Consider the following 14,159-nt stretch of genomic DNA (forward strand, 5'->3'; position numbering starts at 1 on the left):
ATGACTGATAAGGAAGAAAACTTCTACGATTCAAACCTGAAAGATTTAAAACAAAAATCAGCAGGTCTTGAACATCAAGTAAATCGTCTGTCATGGATTAGAGTAATTACGTTTTGTGTGTTCATTGTATCTGCTGTTTATTTTGCCAATGCCAGAGAAATACAATTGATGCTCTTTAGCGTTCTTCTATTTGTGCCTCTCTTTGGTTGGATCGTACGAAAACACAACAAATTCAAATTTGCCCTTGCCCAGCATCAATTTCTTATAACAATCAATGAAAATGAGACCAAAAGAGTCAAAGGAAAATTATCAGACCTGGACGACGGAATGGAATATCTGGACCCCCATCATGCCTATGCTCCAGATCTCGATTTATTTGGTTCCAATTCGCTTTTTCAACTTTTAGTAAGAAGTAAACTTTCAGGCACGCGAGAGTACATCAAAACGTGGCTATTAAACAAAGCCTCTAAGTCTGAAATAGAAGAAAGACAACAAGCCATTCAAGAGCTTTCCAGAGACACTTCATGGCGACAGAATCTGACAGCATATGGCTATCATGGAGATCAGAAAAATCAACAATACACCAATGTGGTCATTTCTCTTGTTCAGTGGATTGACAAAAATTTGAGCCTTATTGACAATCCTATTTGGAGTATGCTGAGATACGTCATGCCGGCAATTTCTCTAGGTGTACTAATAGGCATCAACCTTTTCGAGTGGCCATATCAATGGATTTATTTACCCGTATTAATCAACCTTGGTTTGCTGTCAGTCATTTTCAAACCGCTGATGGAAGTGACCAACGAGTTTGGCAACATTGCTTCTTTTCTAAAAGGATATGAAAATGTAATTGTTGAAATAGAACAAAGGAAATTCAACTCACCTCTACTTATACGACTACATCATCAATTAATAACAGATCATGGCAGTGCGTCAAGAGCCATCAAAGGCCTTAGACGAATTTTGATGTTCTTGTTAAGCAGAGCCAACTTTCTATACTTACCTTTCAACGTTCTTTTTCTATTGGATGTCAACTGGCTCTCGATGGCTATTAGCTGGAAAAAGAAAAACATCAACAACGTAGACAAATGGTTTGATGCTGTCCATCAGATCGATGCGTTGAGTGATCTCAGCTCTTATGCATTTTCTAATCCCAGCTATAGTTTTCCATCCATTTCCAATGAAAACCACTTTCTAAGTGTTGGATCTATGGGACATCCCTTGATCAAATCTGAACAGCGTGTCAGCAATGATTTCAACCTTTCGGAAATAGGGAAACTTGGACTTGTAACAGGATCCAATATGTCAGGAAAAAGCACCTTTCTTCGAACGATTGGGGTCAATATAGTTCTTGCTCAAATGGGAGCGCCAGTATGTGCCAAAAAATTCGAATGTTCACCCGTACAAATTTTTACCAGCATGCGAACACAAGACAACCTCGAAGAAAATGTCAGTTCATTCTATGCAGAACTTAAAAGATTGAAAAGTCTATTGAACCTTTTGACACAAGAAGAGCCTGTTTTTTACATGTTGGATGAAATTCTAAAAGGTACTAATTCAGAAGACAGGCATAAAGGAGCACTTTCCTTAATTGATCAACTGATCAAACAAAACTGTAGGGGACTCATCTCCACTCATGACATCCAACTCTCAGCACTTTCTAAAGAACATAGTAATATTCAAAATATGAGTTTCAATAGTACTATTGTTGATGATGAGATCATTTTCGACTACAAACTTTCACTTGAGCCGTGTAATAGTTTCAACGCAAGTAAGCTCATGGAGAAAATGGGTATCATCAAAAAATAAGAATCGTTTCAAGGATTGAACAGCCCTGTTTAGTTTTGCGCTATACAAGCAAAAAGATAAATGAGTTTCGATCCGAATGTAAAAATTGGTGTTCTCGGTGGCGGTCAGCTAGGAAGAATGATGATTCAATCAGCCATTGACATTAATCTGGAAATAAAATCAATGGACCCTGACCCCAACGCACCATGCAAATCCATCGCCTCAGAATTTGTCAATGGAGACATTCGTGATTTTGATCAGGTGATGGCCTTTGGGGAATCCTGTGACATTATCACTGTAGAAATCGAAAACGTAAATATCGAAGCACTGGAGGCTCTGGAGCAAAAAGGCAAAAAAGTCTATCCCCAACCACACGCATTAAAAACCATTAAGGATAAAGGCCTTCAAAAGCAATTTTATCTAGATCATGGCATAGCTACTTCAGCGTTCGTTTTGACTAATTCATTTGAAGATATCCATCAAAACAAGCATTTGCTCCCTGGCGTGCATAAACTAAGAACGGAAGGATATGATGGGCGAGGTGTACAAGTGATCAAAACCGAGGCAGATATTCCTAAAGGATTTGATAAGCCTTCCTTGATTGAAAAATTTGTGGACTACGACAAGGAAATATCTGTGATCGTCGCTAGAAATGAAAATGGAGAAATGACCACCTACCCCGTCGTAGAATTGGAATATCACCCAGAAGCCAATCTGGTTGAATTTCTTTTTGCACCGTCAAGTTTGTCAGAAGACATCAAAATCAAGGCGCGTGAAATGGCCAAAAAGGTAATATCCTCGCTAGACATGGTGGGCTTACTTGCAGTAGAAATGTTCGCTACAAAGGACGGAGAGGTCATCGTCAACGAATGTGCACCCCGCACACACAATAGCGGCCACCAAACCATCGAAGGAAACGTTACTTCACAATTCGAACAGCACATTAGAGCAATTTTAAATCTACCCCTAGGAGATACATCTATTACCGGGGCTTCCGTGATGATCAACTTATTGGGAGAAGAAGGTCATACAGGAGTGGCAAAGTATGAGGGTTTAGAAGAAGCCTTGCAGATAGAAGGGCTTCATGTACATTTATATGGAAAAAAATTAACCAAACCATTTAGAAAAATGGGACATGTGACTTTGGTAGGAGATCATTTGGACAATCTTAAAACCATAGCTCGCTCTGTAAAACACTCAATCAAAATCAAAGCATAAATGACACCATCCGTAGGAATTATAATGGGCAGCAAAAGTGACCTGAATATCATGAATCAGGCTGCTGAGGTTTTAAAACAACTGGGCGTAGACTATGAATTGACCATCGTTTCCGCTCATAGAACACCGCATCGAATGGTAGAGTATGCCGAAAATGCGAGGTCTAGAGGTTTAAAAGTAATAATTGCTGGCGCTGGTGGTGCTGCTCATTTGCCTGGCATGGTGGCTTCGATTACCACTCTACCTGTAATAGGAGTACCTGTGAAATCTAGCAACTCTATTGATGGTTGGGACTCTGTCCTTTCCATTCTACAAATGCCTGGTGGCGTTCCTGTAGCTACCGTTGCCCTTGATGGGGCTAAAAATGCCGGTATTTTGGCCGCTCAAGTTATTGGCAGTCATGACGAAAAGGTTGCCGACAAATTAGCACAATACAAAGTTGAAATGCGCGAAAAAGTAGAAGATTCTATCCGCAGCTTATAAAAACTCTTCATATTTTTGAAAAAGAAACAATAAAGCTGAGCTTAACCGTTTAGCTTTTAGTATTTCTAAAATTAGAAATATTAGTATATTGCCATTCAGCGTGGCAAAAAGTGTGGAATAAATAAAATTTGTGCAACTTATCAGATCTGTCTTGACCAAACGATATCAGTTTTTTAATACCATCTTGTACGGGTTGATTCTGCTATTCTTTTCAATGTGTAACGCAGGTGAATTGAATTTTGATGACATCAAAACTCCTCCCTATACTCCAGATGTATCGATAGTTATTGGACAAACTACTTATACAATACAGGAGCTCATTTCCGAATTGGAAGATCCAAATCTTGAAATATCGGAAGACAATACCAAACTACTTTCATTAGCCTACAGGGATACTACTTTTTTTAATGACATTAGTCAAATTATTACTCTGGATGATATTACCAACTCCGGGGTGATAGAACCCAATGACACACCTATTCCGGGATCACCTTCAGATCAAGATGTGATCATCCCTACTCAGCCATTAAATTTTGAATATGACTCCCCTAATAACGAAGAGTTGGATTCACTTAAATATACAGCAGGAACGATCACATTAGACATTCAATCTGGATACACTTCAGCCATTGAGTTTGAGATGACAATCAATGATATTGTTGATCTAGACACAGGTCAGCCATTAGTCTTTTCAAGTACATTACCAGCGAGTGGCTCACAGAACGTTAGTCAATCTCTAGTCAATCATAAAACGGTGATGGTAAGAGTAGGTAATGTCAATCAGTTTAGTGGGCAATTCGACGGAGTAATCAAAGTGAAGACAGGTGATTTTATCATTGGTACAGAGCAAATTAATTATACCTTGACCATTACAGGAGCAGCTTTCAGTGAAATTTATGGATGGTTTGGAGACAAGACTGTTGACATCCAAGACCAAACCATTGAAATGAATTTTTTCGAAGGCTTATCTGAATTTGGTTTGTATTTCAACCAACCAGAAATCAATTTTTATATCGACAATTCTTTTGGCGTGCCGATGGGCATGAATCTGGATGGCATATCTGCTTCTAATGCGGCAGGTACAAATGTGAATTTGTCAGGTGATATTACAACTTCACCTCAACTCGTTAGAGCTCCAAGCACAAGCCAGGTAGATAATAGTGTAAGCTCTTTGGTAACGATTGATGAAGAAAATTCAAATCTCAGAGATTTGCTTGCAATTTCACCCACGCTCTTTTCTATTAGTATAGATGCTGAGGCCAACTTCAATAATCCAACCACCTCAGAAAGAAATTTTGTGACAGAAAATAGCGAGGTCGAAATAGTTACCGAAGTCAACTTACCACTAGATGTCCGCTTGACTGAACTTACGAGAGATTTTGGGACGGACATAGCTGGCTTTGAGTTCGAAGATGCAGATACTATCAATTTGATTTTAACAAGCGAAAATCAATTGCCCTTTAGTGGAACTGTCAATATGCAATTTTTAGCTGCTGACTCGACCGTTCTTTTTGAATTTACAGATGTATTATTATTGGTTTCTCCGGAGGTACCTACTTCTGGCAAAATAGAAGAACCGCTACGTAATTCCTCTGTTGTAAAAGTATATAGAGGAAATGGATATCAAGAATTGTTGGACGCGGATATAGTTAATATGGAAATGACCGTCCATAGTTACAAAGCAGATGAAGACAACTATGTCAAAGTTTTTTCTGATTACCAGGTAGTATTAAAGATTGCCACACAAGCGGATATCAACCATGAACTTTAAGCGAACCCTACATATTACAATCCTATTTTTAGGGATTCTAGGTTCTGGTGCAGTCTCAGCGCAGTCAGGAATTTCCCTATATCATTTAACCAACAGTACCTATCAAGGAAGCAACTTTAATCCAGCTTTCATGCCAGAAGGTAAATTGTTTATTGGACTGCCTGTACTATCAGGTGTCATGTTTGATTACAATGGACGAATTAGCTACGAAAACGCCATTACAACCAATGAACTAGGTGAAAGAGAGTGGGACATTGACAGGTTTGTTAGAAACTCAAAAAAACGAAACTACCTCAGTATGGAGGCAGAAGTGTCTACTATGTATGTAGCTTGGAGAAAGTCAAAAACTAAAGCCTATTCGCTTTTCATCCGTGAGCGCATGGGAGCCAGAGGTTTTTACAGTGACGATGTCGTCAATATGGCCTGGAATGGCAATACACCTTTTGTTGGAGACAATGTTGATTTGAGTAAAACGGCCATAGACGTACGATACTATAGAGAATACGGGTTTGGAGTCTGGCGAAGTATTCCAAACAAAGGTGTTAATATCGGTGTCAGGGTTAAATTCCTAAATGGTATGGTCAGTGCTGTTACAGACAATAAATTCGATGGGTCAGTCGGTTTTGAGGAAGATAATTTTCAAGCCAACTTTCGTCTCAACAAAGCGAGAGTAAACACTTCGGGGACTAATATCTTAGATAGTGACAAATTGACTTCGCATTTGATAAGTAATGGCAATCTTGGGGCTGGAATTGATATCGGTGCTCACTGGAAAATCAATAACGAGCTTTCAGCTGCTGTGTCAGTAAATGATCTTGGATTCATCCGCTGGAAAGTGGATCCAGAAATTTATACTCTTGCAGACACCACCTTCCGATTTGAAGGCATCAGTCTTCGAGACGTGGACAATTTTCAGGATGCGTACTTAGATTCATTAAGAAACAGGTTGCAAGATACCACCCTCTACCACTCTTACACTTCTGGGCTCAACACTACAGCATTTGGCAGTCTAATTTATCAAATGACACCCAACGATCGTTTCATTGGGTCGATTGCCACGTTCATTGTAAAAGGAAACTTTAGAACCATTTATTCGGCCGGTTATACTCGGAAATTTGGAAGAACACTGGACCTTTCTGCTAATGTATCCAGGATTCCTCAACAAGGCATAGACCTAGGATTAGCAGCTGCAGTTAATTTTGGTTCTTGTCAAATCTACATGGCCTCTGATAAACTATTACGACTTTGGGATGTCACTAAGATTGATGCTGTGGATTTTAGATTTGGATTTAATCTTGTTTTCAATGGAAAAGGAAAATCACCGAAAGATGACAATAGCGACTTGATACATCCTTCTCCTTATGGGAAAAAAGATAAAGTGGAAAAAAGCGATGGAATCTACTGGATTATCAGAAAGCAGAAACGTCGTCCGGTCTATGAAAAGACCAATTTCAAAGATTATTAATTGACCCCTACGGCAAACTGCTCCATATCATCGAGGGTGATTTTTCCTTCGTAAAATGCCTTTCCGAAAATTACCCCATATACTCCTATATCCTGTAGTTTTTTGATGTCGTCTACATTTCTAATCCCACCACTAGCGAACAAAGAAAGATTTGGAAACTTTGCTATTACTTGCTGATACAAATCTAATGAAGGCCCTTCCATCGCTCCTTCCCTAGAGATGTCGGTAGTTTTAAGATATTTCAGCCCTCTGGAATAGAAATAGTCAATGTGCTCGAACGTATCAAGCTTTGTACCTTTTTGCCACCCGCCTACACGTATAAGTCCATCGAGCGAATCTGCCCCCAACGCAATTTTCTCACGCCCATAGGACATCATCCAAGAGGTAAACAATTCTGGGTTATAGACAGCAATAGTTGCAGAAGTAATACTCTCAGCACCATACTCAAATGACTTCGTAACATCTCCATCTGTGTGAATACCACCAGAAAAATTGATGGCAATGTCTGAATAGCCGGACATCATTTCAAGGATATGATAATTTACTGGAGTCCCTTTTTTTGCTCCATCTAAATCAATAAGGTGCAATCGATTGATTCCGTGATCTTCAAATCGACGGGCAAGATCCACCGGACTTTCGTCATATATCTTTCCAGAAGTATAATCGCCTCTGGTCAGTCGGGTTACTTTGCCATCCTTTATTGAAATAGAAGGTACTAAAAGCATAAATTATTTGGGTTACAGGTGAACAAATAAAACTAATGTAAAACTACACCAGCGTATTTCGGCTTTAAATTTTGTTAGTTCTACAGGTAATGGGAACAAGTTCCTATAACCGCCACAATTAGGAAATGGGCGGATACACAATATAATAAAATTAGTCCATTTTTACAAGCTTAAACCCTTGCCCATGAACGGTAAGAATATGAACGGATTCTTCTTCTTTTAGATACTTTCTGAGCTTAGCAATGTAAACATCCATGCTTCTTGCATTAAAATAACTATCATCTTTCCAGATGGCCATCAATGCGACACTTCGATCCAATGTCTCATTCATGTGATCACAAAAAAGCTTGAGTAATTCATTTTCCCTGGAAGTTAACTTAATCTCCCCTGAGGGCCTTTCAAGTACGCTTTTGTCATAACGAAACAGCAAAGAGCCAAGCTGGTATGAGGTAACATCCGACTTTCCACTTCCTTTATTATTTGTTCTTTTTAGTATGGCCTGAATCCGAAGCAGAAGTTCTTCCATGCTAAAAGGCTTAGTCAAATAATCGTCTGCACCCAATTTCAATCCTTCGATGGTATCCTCTTTCATTGACTTGGCCGTAAGAAAGATGATAGGTGTTTGCTTATCCATCGCCCGAATATCTCTTGCCAGTGAAAAGCCATCCTTTTTGGGCATCATGACATCCAAAATACAGAAATCAAAATTACCCTCTTGATAATTCTTGAAGCCAACTTCTCCATCTTGGCATAAAACGGTTTCATACCCCTTAAGCTGAAGGTATTCATTCAATATTTGACCCAAATTAGGATCGTCTTCCACCAGAAGAATTTTGACTTTACTCATATCATTCTTTCTTTATTTGGTAAGGAAGAAAAACGCTAAACTCACTTCCTTTTTTCAATTCGCTTTTAACTTGAATATAACCTCCATGGGCCTCAACCATGTTTTTCACATAAGCCAGTCCAAGTCCAAAACCCTTTACATCATGGAGATTGCCGGTAGGGTTTCTATAAAATTTTTCAAATATTTTATTCACCACATCTTTAGACATACCAATGCCCTTATCTATTATTTTAATCACAATGCCTTTGGCATGGTCTATCGTCATAATCTTGATGGTAGGTTGATCAATTGAATACTTGTTGGCATTATCTAATAAATTGTACACAATGTTTGTTAAGTGCATTTGATCCGCCGTAATAGTCTGATTGATGGCCTGCAAATCTTTAGAAATATGACCGCCTTTGCTTGTGACTTGTATTTGAATATTGTCCAAGGCTTTTTCGATGATTTCATGAACGTTGATCTGCTCAAGCTTCAAATTAAGATCATTTCTCTCTATGACTGCCATTTGAAGTACCTTCTCTACCTGAAGTCCCAATCGTTTATTTTCATCATGTATGATGCCTAAATATCTTTCGCTAAGTCCTTCTGTGGTTCTAATTTGATCGTCGCGCAATGCTTCACATGCCAGCGACACTGTTGAGATAGGTGTTTTGAATTCATGCGTCATATTGTTGATGAAATCACTTTTAATCTCTGATAATTTCTTCTGCTTGAAAATGGTATGTATAGCATAGGAAAAGCAGACCAGAATGATCACAATAAAGATCAATGAAGAAAGTAATGTCACCCAAATCTTACCTAATAAATATGTCTGCTGATCTGGGAATCTGATCACTAAATAACCAGCGGCACCCATGATATCATTTGGAAAAAGATTTGCCCGTAGTTGAGAAGCTTGTAATGCCGATTTGCTATCCGCAATTTGTTCAATAGTGAATCTTTCTTCTAAAGGATCGAATATCCCAAAATCAAATGCAAGCTCTATCCCACGATCTTGCAGACTACTTCTCAACAATGAATCCGCTTCTTGTGCATCAATTCTACTATCCAGTGATTTTACGCCAGCAAATAACTCATGCATAGCTAGCTGTACGTACTCACTCTTTTTGGCAATACGCTTTAGTCTTTTCTGATATTCTATGTTGTTGGTAATTATAGAATCAACTTCTCCTTCATTGATAATGATCTGTTCATCTGAATTACTGGAAGAAGTTTCGGTTAGGGTAATCGAGACATTTTTGAGATTTGGATCATTTTTTTCTGAATCAAAATAAAAACTCAGCCATTCCGGACGTCTGCTCGTGTCTTTGGCATAGTCCTGCACTTGAATCACTTTCTTTTCAAATGTACTTTCGATCAACTCATATTGATTTGAATCACTCTCTGAAGGGCTTTTGAACGCAAAGTTCGTGTGGAAATTATCTACCGCTACAATCATGGCTTCTTTCTTCTCCAACTTTTGAGCTACTAAAGTCAATGCATCCTGTACATCACGTTTGAAAGCTTCTTCATTCGCACTAATAATGCTTTCAATCCAATAGACTTGAAAAACCACCAGACCTACTAGTGCCATGCCCATAGCTATTATCAACCCACGAATGGCCATTTTATTCATGACTCAAATTTACGTTTTTGAAGAAGTAACGATTCTTATTTAACCAATTTTAACGAGTGAACTATTTTCTAAGCAGCTCAAGCAATTGAATCAGGTGATTGATTTCCTTAGTTACATCTTCTTTGTGACTGATTTTTGCCGGATTGAAATACACTTGATCCATACCAAAATCTCTGGCGCCTTTGATATCTGTACCTAGGTTATCCCCGATCATCAAAGAATCTTCTAAGACCGCACCTGTATGTTTTAAAGCATATTTGTAGATCCCAGCACTTGGCTTTTTGTGTCCTGCCTTTTCTGAAGTTATGATTTTATCAAAATACTGATCCAGGCCTGAATGTTCCATCTTGATAGATTGAATTTCTTCAAAACCGTTGGTTATTATGTGAAGGTCAAAATGATGTTTACAGAAGTCCAGCACTTCAAATGCGCCATCAATCACTTTTTTCTTTTTAGAGCATTCATTCAAGAAATTGGCATTGATATCGATCAGTAAATCTTCTTTTACACTTTTCATGTTGGCTTCCGCTGCCTCCAATACAATGCGAAAACGATTATTTCTCAGAAAGAATTTGTCAATTTTCCCCGTATCCAAATCCGCCCAAAGTTTTGCATTTTCATGAAAGAAAACATCGCGAAATATAGTTTCATCCACTACTCCATATTTAGCAAGATCATACCTGTGGTATAGTTCAAAAAGCGTCTCAGAGGCATTGGCATCCCAATCCCATAAAGTATGATCGAGATCAAAAAATAAATATTTATAGGGCTTCACTATAGTATTGGTTTTTTGTTAATTGATAATTCCCTGTTGGAGTGTAGCACTTTAAGTGTTTCCAAATCTTTTTGCAATTGTTGGTCTTTATTTAGAAACTTGAATATTTGGGAAACCATACCCATAACTTCCTCTTTAATTTGATAAAAAACCCACTGGTCCTTTTTTCTGGAATTTAGTAAGCCAGCATGTTTGAGGTAAGTAATATGTCGGGAAGTTTTGGTTTGCGTAAAATCTAAAACGTGCTCAATATCTGAAATGCTTAATTCATTTTCATTAAATAAGAGGAACATGATTCTCACTCTTGCTTCTTCAGAAAATGACTTGAAAATTTGCGAACCAAATTGAAGATTAAAATGCTTTAGTTGCATGAATTCTGGAGTTTAGGGATATATAATGACCAAACCATCCAATAAGGATTGCTGAATTATTGATTAGTTTTGTGGACATAGAAAACCAACTAGTGCAAATTAGCATTAATTAAAGAAAAAGAATCGGTGAAGCACGTTTTAGCAGCTCTTTTCGGTATCATATTTATGTCTAATGCCTTAGTATCCATAGGGCAAACGGATCAAAAAATCATCCAGTTCTCTGGAATTGTGGTTGGTGAAGACAGTACATCGGGAGTTCCAGGTGTGCACATATTTGTGCCAAAAGGGGGAAGGGGAACAACGTCCAATCCTTATGGCTATTTTTCGATGCCTGTGCTTGAAAATGACAGTTTGATTATCAGCGCAGTAGGTTATGAAAAAATGCATCTGCTTATCCCGGAGGGAGGAAGTGATAACTATACTGTGATAATTGAATTATTGCCTGACACTACCTATCTGCCAGAAGTCGAAATTTACCCTTACCCGACCGAAGAGCTACTGAAAGAAGCTATACTAGCTATGCAAGTTCCCTATCAGTATCAATATAAAAATATGCAACAAAGCCTGGATCAAGCCATGCTAAACAAAATGTATAGGAATCTGCCGATGAACGCTGGCAACAACTACAACTACTATGTAAACCAGCAAATGCTCACTTACAATTCCAGATTTCAGACTACTTCTGTTCCTTTACTCAATCCTTTTGCGTGGGGTGAATTCATCAAATCACTCAAGCGCAACAAGAACAAAAAGAAGTAAAAAGAGAAAAGGGACAAAAAATGCCCCTTTTCATCAACCAACCGTAAACTATTATCTTTATTCTTCGAGCTGATAAATAATTGCGGCATTTGATTCCATTATCAAATTGCTTTGCCCGATAAGTACTCTCAATTTCTGACTACTTGCATCATGCATCGGAGAGACTTCTCCTGTCAGAATGAGATTAAAGTCTTTATCAAAGATTTGAACTGGAACGGGGCAAGCCACACATTCTCCAACTGTTAAATCTTCGGTATCCACTATTTCCAAGATCTCTGTCTTGGCACTTGATTCTACATTTTCATTTTTATCCTCTGTATTGGCATGGAGAGTGAAGCTGAATGCCACCAGAGAGAGTGCGAGTAAATAGGTGTGCGTTTTCATGAGTAATTTATTTTGAGTAATTGACCTTGCCAGTTTTATAACCAATCCGATGCCAACTATTGTTAGTTGCTGATTTATAGCCAGTTACATATTAATCATTGATCAATAATACTCTTCCACTGTTCGCTTCTGTACAAAAAATAGGTCAATCCTGTACATAAAACCTTTTTTTCACCTTCATCGTAGTTAATTTTTTCTTTGGATACTGTGATGGTTTTTGGCTTTCAGTTATCTTGTTGGGTGCAACAAACGGCGCCACTCATGCATGAAAAACTAGACATCGACCACCTGCCTACTCTCACTGAAATGTTGTACCACTGGGAACAGACAAAACCCGATGACGTTTTTTTGAGACAGCCTTCGGGAGGTCAATGGACAACTTATACCTGGGCCGAATCGGTTGATCAAATTCGTAGAATGGCGCAATACCTGAGTGAATTGAATTTACCACGACTCAGTAAGATCGCCATTGTATCTAAAAATTGTGCACATTGGATATTAGCAGATCAGGCCATCACTATGGCTGGACATGTATCGGTACCCTTGTACCCCAACCTTACTGCCAATCAACTCAATGAAATTTTAATACACTCTGAATCCAAAGTGCTATTCACAGGTAAACTAGAAGACTGGGATTTAATGAAGGAAGGCGTTCCAAAAGGCATTCATGGCATTGCTTTACCTCTGAGCACAGAAAGCACATATAGTCGATGGGATAATATCATGGAGCAAACACAGCCAATGATTGAAAACCCAATTCCTCATTCAGATAACCTGGTGGCTATACTGTATACTTCAGGTACGACAGGTACCCCAAAAGGGGTCATGCTTCAACACAACAACTATCAGCTGGCCGTTCGAGCTGTGCAAAAAGTACTTAGTGTTATCAATAAACCCCATCGGTTCTTTTCTTACCTTCCGCTCTGCCATGTGGCCGAACGAGGGGTAGTTGAAACCTGCGGTATTTATTCTGGTGGCTCCATATCATTTGTAGAGTCACTAGATACGTTTGTTCAAAACTTACAAGACACACAGCCCACCATATTTTTTGGTGTACCTAGAATCTGGACCAAATTTCAACTTGGTGTGCTAGCCAAATTACCGCAGAAAAAACTCGATTTATTACTCAAAATACCTCTGCTGAGCACCTTCATTAAAAACAAAATCAAAAAAGGACTTGGCTTGAGTAAAGCGGAAATCTTGGTAACTGCCGCCGCTCCTTGCCCACAATCTTTGCACGAATGGTATCAAAAAATGGGTCTATCCCTGCTAGAGCTGTATGGCATGACAGAAAACCATGGTATCTGCACAATTATGCCACTAGATGCTATGCAAATGGGTACAGTAGGAACTGCATACCCCGATATGGATATGAAAATAGACCCAGAATCTGGTGAAATATTGATGAAAGCAGACTGGGTAATGTCGGGCTACTATAAGGAACCTGAGCTATCAGCTCAGGTGCTGGCCGATGGCTACTTGCATACTGGAGATATGGGAGAGATGGATGCCCAAGGATATTTGACCATTACAGGAAGAATCAAGGATACTTTTAAAACTGCCAAAGGAAAATTTATAGTTCCCGGACCTATAGAATGGGGATTTGCGCTCAACTCTGATGTAGAGCAAATCTGCGTCTTGGGACGAAGTCTGCCACAACCTATTGCTTTGATCGTGCTTTCGGAAATCGGTCTCAGCAAATCTCAGGAAGATGTGCTTCATGGACTCAAAGAAACCATCTCGCAAGTGGTACAAAATCTGGTAGACTATGAAAAAATTAAGAAGGCCATCATCGTCCATGAGCCATGGAGTATTGAAAATGGAATTCTTACACCAACAATGAAGATTAAACGTAATGTTCTCGAGCATCGATATACCGGCAAACTAGAAGAATGGTATAGTCATCCTGAGACCATCATTTGGGAGCAAGTCTCTACGGCATGATCTATTTGTTC

13 protein-coding genes are annotated in these 14,159 nt (G+C 38.8%); 7 read left to right on the forward strand and 6 right to left on the reverse strand.

The genetic code is table 11. The annotated features are described in order from the left end of the window. From ACOQO5_RS14725 to ACOQO5_RS14745, 5 genes are all read left to right on the forward strand, one after another. Positions 1 to 1,809 carry a MutS family DNA mismatch repair protein gene (locus tag ACOQO5_RS14725; RefSeq protein ID WP_420582450.1) on the forward strand — a complete coding sequence of 603 codons (1,809 nt, stop codon included), beginning with the start codon at positions 1 to 3 and terminating at the stop codon, positions 1,807 to 1,809. A 60-nt stretch (positions 1,810 to 1,869) separates the two neighbouring features. Continuing rightward, positions 1,870 to 3,006: a 5-(carboxyamino)imidazole ribonucleotide synthase gene (locus ACOQO5_RS14730; RefSeq protein ID WP_420582451.1), complete on the forward strand. Its 1,137-nt coding sequence runs from the start codon at positions 1,870 to 1,872 to the stop codon at positions 3,004 to 3,006. Continuing rightward, the gene (gene purE, locus ACOQO5_RS14735; protein ID WP_420582452.1) at positions 3,007 to 3,489 is read left to right on the forward strand and encodes a 5-(carboxyamino)imidazole ribonucleotide mutase; all 483 of its coding nucleotides are present in this window, start codon (positions 3,007 to 3,009) and stop codon (positions 3,487 to 3,489) included. Positions 3,490 to 3,619: 130 nt separating this feature from the next. Then, the gene (locus tag ACOQO5_RS14740; RefSeq protein WP_420582453.1) at positions 3,620 to 5,260 is read left to right on the forward strand and encodes a hypothetical protein; all 1,641 of its coding nucleotides are present in this window, start codon (positions 3,620 to 3,622) and stop codon (positions 5,258 to 5,260) included. After that, positions 5,250 to 6,725: a DUF5723 family protein gene (locus ACOQO5_RS14745; protein WP_420582454.1), complete on the forward strand. Its 1,476-nt coding sequence runs from the start codon at positions 5,250 to 5,252 to the stop codon at positions 6,723 to 6,725. Before ACOQO5_RS14740 ends, ACOQO5_RS14745 begins: the two co-directional genes overlap by 11 nt. Here the strand turns inward: ACOQO5_RS14745 and ACOQO5_RS14750 are convergent. From ACOQO5_RS14750 to ACOQO5_RS14770, 5 genes are all read right to left on the reverse strand, one after another. Continuing rightward, positions 6,722 to 7,450 carry a HisA/HisF-related TIM barrel protein gene (locus tag ACOQO5_RS14750; RefSeq protein ID WP_420582455.1) on the reverse strand — a complete coding sequence of 243 codons (729 nt, stop codon included), beginning with the start codon at positions 7,448 to 7,450 and terminating at the stop codon, positions 6,722 to 6,724. The two genes, ACOQO5_RS14745 and ACOQO5_RS14750, sit on opposite strands and share 4 nt — an antisense overlap. Positions 7,451 to 7,601: 151 nt before the next feature. After that, positions 7,602 to 8,297 carry a response regulator transcription factor gene (locus ACOQO5_RS14755; protein ID WP_420582456.1) on the reverse strand — a complete coding sequence of 232 codons (696 nt, stop codon included), beginning with the start codon at positions 8,295 to 8,297 and terminating at the stop codon, positions 7,602 to 7,604. A 1-nt stretch (position 8,298) separates the two neighbouring features. Next, complete coding sequence (locus ACOQO5_RS14760) at positions 8,299 to 9,915, reverse strand: sensor histidine kinase (RefSeq protein WP_420582457.1); 1,617 nt, start codon at positions 9,913 to 9,915, stop codon at positions 8,299 to 8,301. Positions 9,916 to 9,976: 61 nt separating this feature from the next. Continuing rightward, positions 9,977 to 10,690 carry a YjjG family noncanonical pyrimidine nucleotidase gene (locus ACOQO5_RS14765; RefSeq protein ID WP_420582458.1) on the reverse strand — a complete coding sequence of 238 codons (714 nt, stop codon included), beginning with the start codon at positions 10,688 to 10,690 and terminating at the stop codon, positions 9,977 to 9,979. Further along, the gene (locus ACOQO5_RS14770; protein WP_420582459.1) at positions 10,690 to 11,061 is read right to left on the reverse strand and encodes an ArsR/SmtB family transcription factor; all 372 of its coding nucleotides are present in this window, start codon (positions 11,059 to 11,061) and stop codon (positions 10,690 to 10,692) included. Before ACOQO5_RS14770 ends, ACOQO5_RS14765 begins: the two co-directional genes overlap by 1 nt. A 126-nt stretch (positions 11,062 to 11,187) precedes the next feature. On the opposite strand from ACOQO5_RS14770, the gene ACOQO5_RS14775 reads away from it, so the two are divergent. Continuing rightward, positions 11,188 to 11,820, forward strand: coding sequence for a carboxypeptidase-like regulatory domain-containing protein (locus ACOQO5_RS14775; protein WP_420582460.1), 633 nt, complete (start codon positions 11,188 to 11,190; stop codon positions 11,818 to 11,820). Positions 11,821 to 11,877: 57 nt separating this feature from the next. Here the strand turns inward: ACOQO5_RS14775 and ACOQO5_RS14780 are convergent, their stop codons facing one another. Next, a complete protein-coding gene (locus ACOQO5_RS14780) occupies positions 11,878 to 12,204 on the reverse strand; it encodes a hypothetical protein (RefSeq protein ID WP_420582461.1) in 327 nt (108 codons plus the stop codon). Between the two features lie 261 nt (positions 12,205 to 12,465). Between ACOQO5_RS14780 and ACOQO5_RS14785 the strand changes: the two genes are divergently transcribed. Further along, positions 12,466 to 14,148 carry an AMP-binding protein gene (locus ACOQO5_RS14785; RefSeq protein ID WP_420582462.1) on the forward strand — a complete coding sequence of 561 codons (1,683 nt, stop codon included), beginning with the start codon at positions 12,466 to 12,468 and terminating at the stop codon, positions 14,146 to 14,148. Positions 14,149 to 14,159 lie beyond the last annotated feature (11 nt).

This window comes from Reichenbachiella sp., assembly GCF_965223055.1.
Lineage (GTDB): Bacteria > Bacteroidota > Bacteroidia > Cytophagales > Cyclobacteriaceae > Reichenbachiella.

Coding starts and splice junctions, on each gene's coding strand:
- ACOQO5_RS14725 (WP_420582450.1), top strand. CDS start 1: ATGACTGATAAGGAAGAAAACTTCTACGATTCAAACCTGAAAGATTTA.
- ACOQO5_RS14730 (WP_420582451.1), top strand. CDS start 1,870: ATGAGTTTCGATCCGAATGTAAAAATTGGTGTTCTCGGTGGCGGTCAG.
- purE (WP_420582452.1), top strand. CDS start 3,007: ATGACACCATCCGTAGGAATTATAATGGGCAGCAAAAGTGACCTGAAT.
- ACOQO5_RS14745 (WP_420582454.1), top strand. CDS start 5,250: ATGAACTTTAAGCGAACCCTACATATTACAATCCTATTTTTAGGGATT.
- ACOQO5_RS14750 (WP_420582455.1), bottom strand. CDS start 7,450: ATGCTTTTAGTACCTTCTATTTCAATAAAGGATGGCAAAGTAACCCGA.
- ACOQO5_RS14755 (WP_420582456.1), bottom strand. CDS start 8,297: ATGAGTAAAGTCAAAATTCTTCTGGTGGAAGACGATCCTAATTTGGGT.
- ACOQO5_RS14760 (WP_420582457.1), bottom strand. CDS start 9,915: ATGAATAAAATGGCCATTCGTGGGTTGATAATAGCTATGGGCATGGCA.
- ACOQO5_RS14770 (WP_420582459.1), bottom strand. CDS start 11,061: ATGCAACTAAAGCATTTTAATCTTCAATTTGGTTCGCAAATTTTCAAG.
- ACOQO5_RS14780 (WP_420582461.1), bottom strand. CDS start 12,204: ATGAAAACGCACACCTATTTACTCGCACTCTCTCTGGTGGCATTCAGC.
- ACOQO5_RS14785 (WP_420582462.1), top strand. CDS start 12,466: ATGCATGAAAAACTAGACATCGACCACCTGCCTACTCTCACTGAAATG.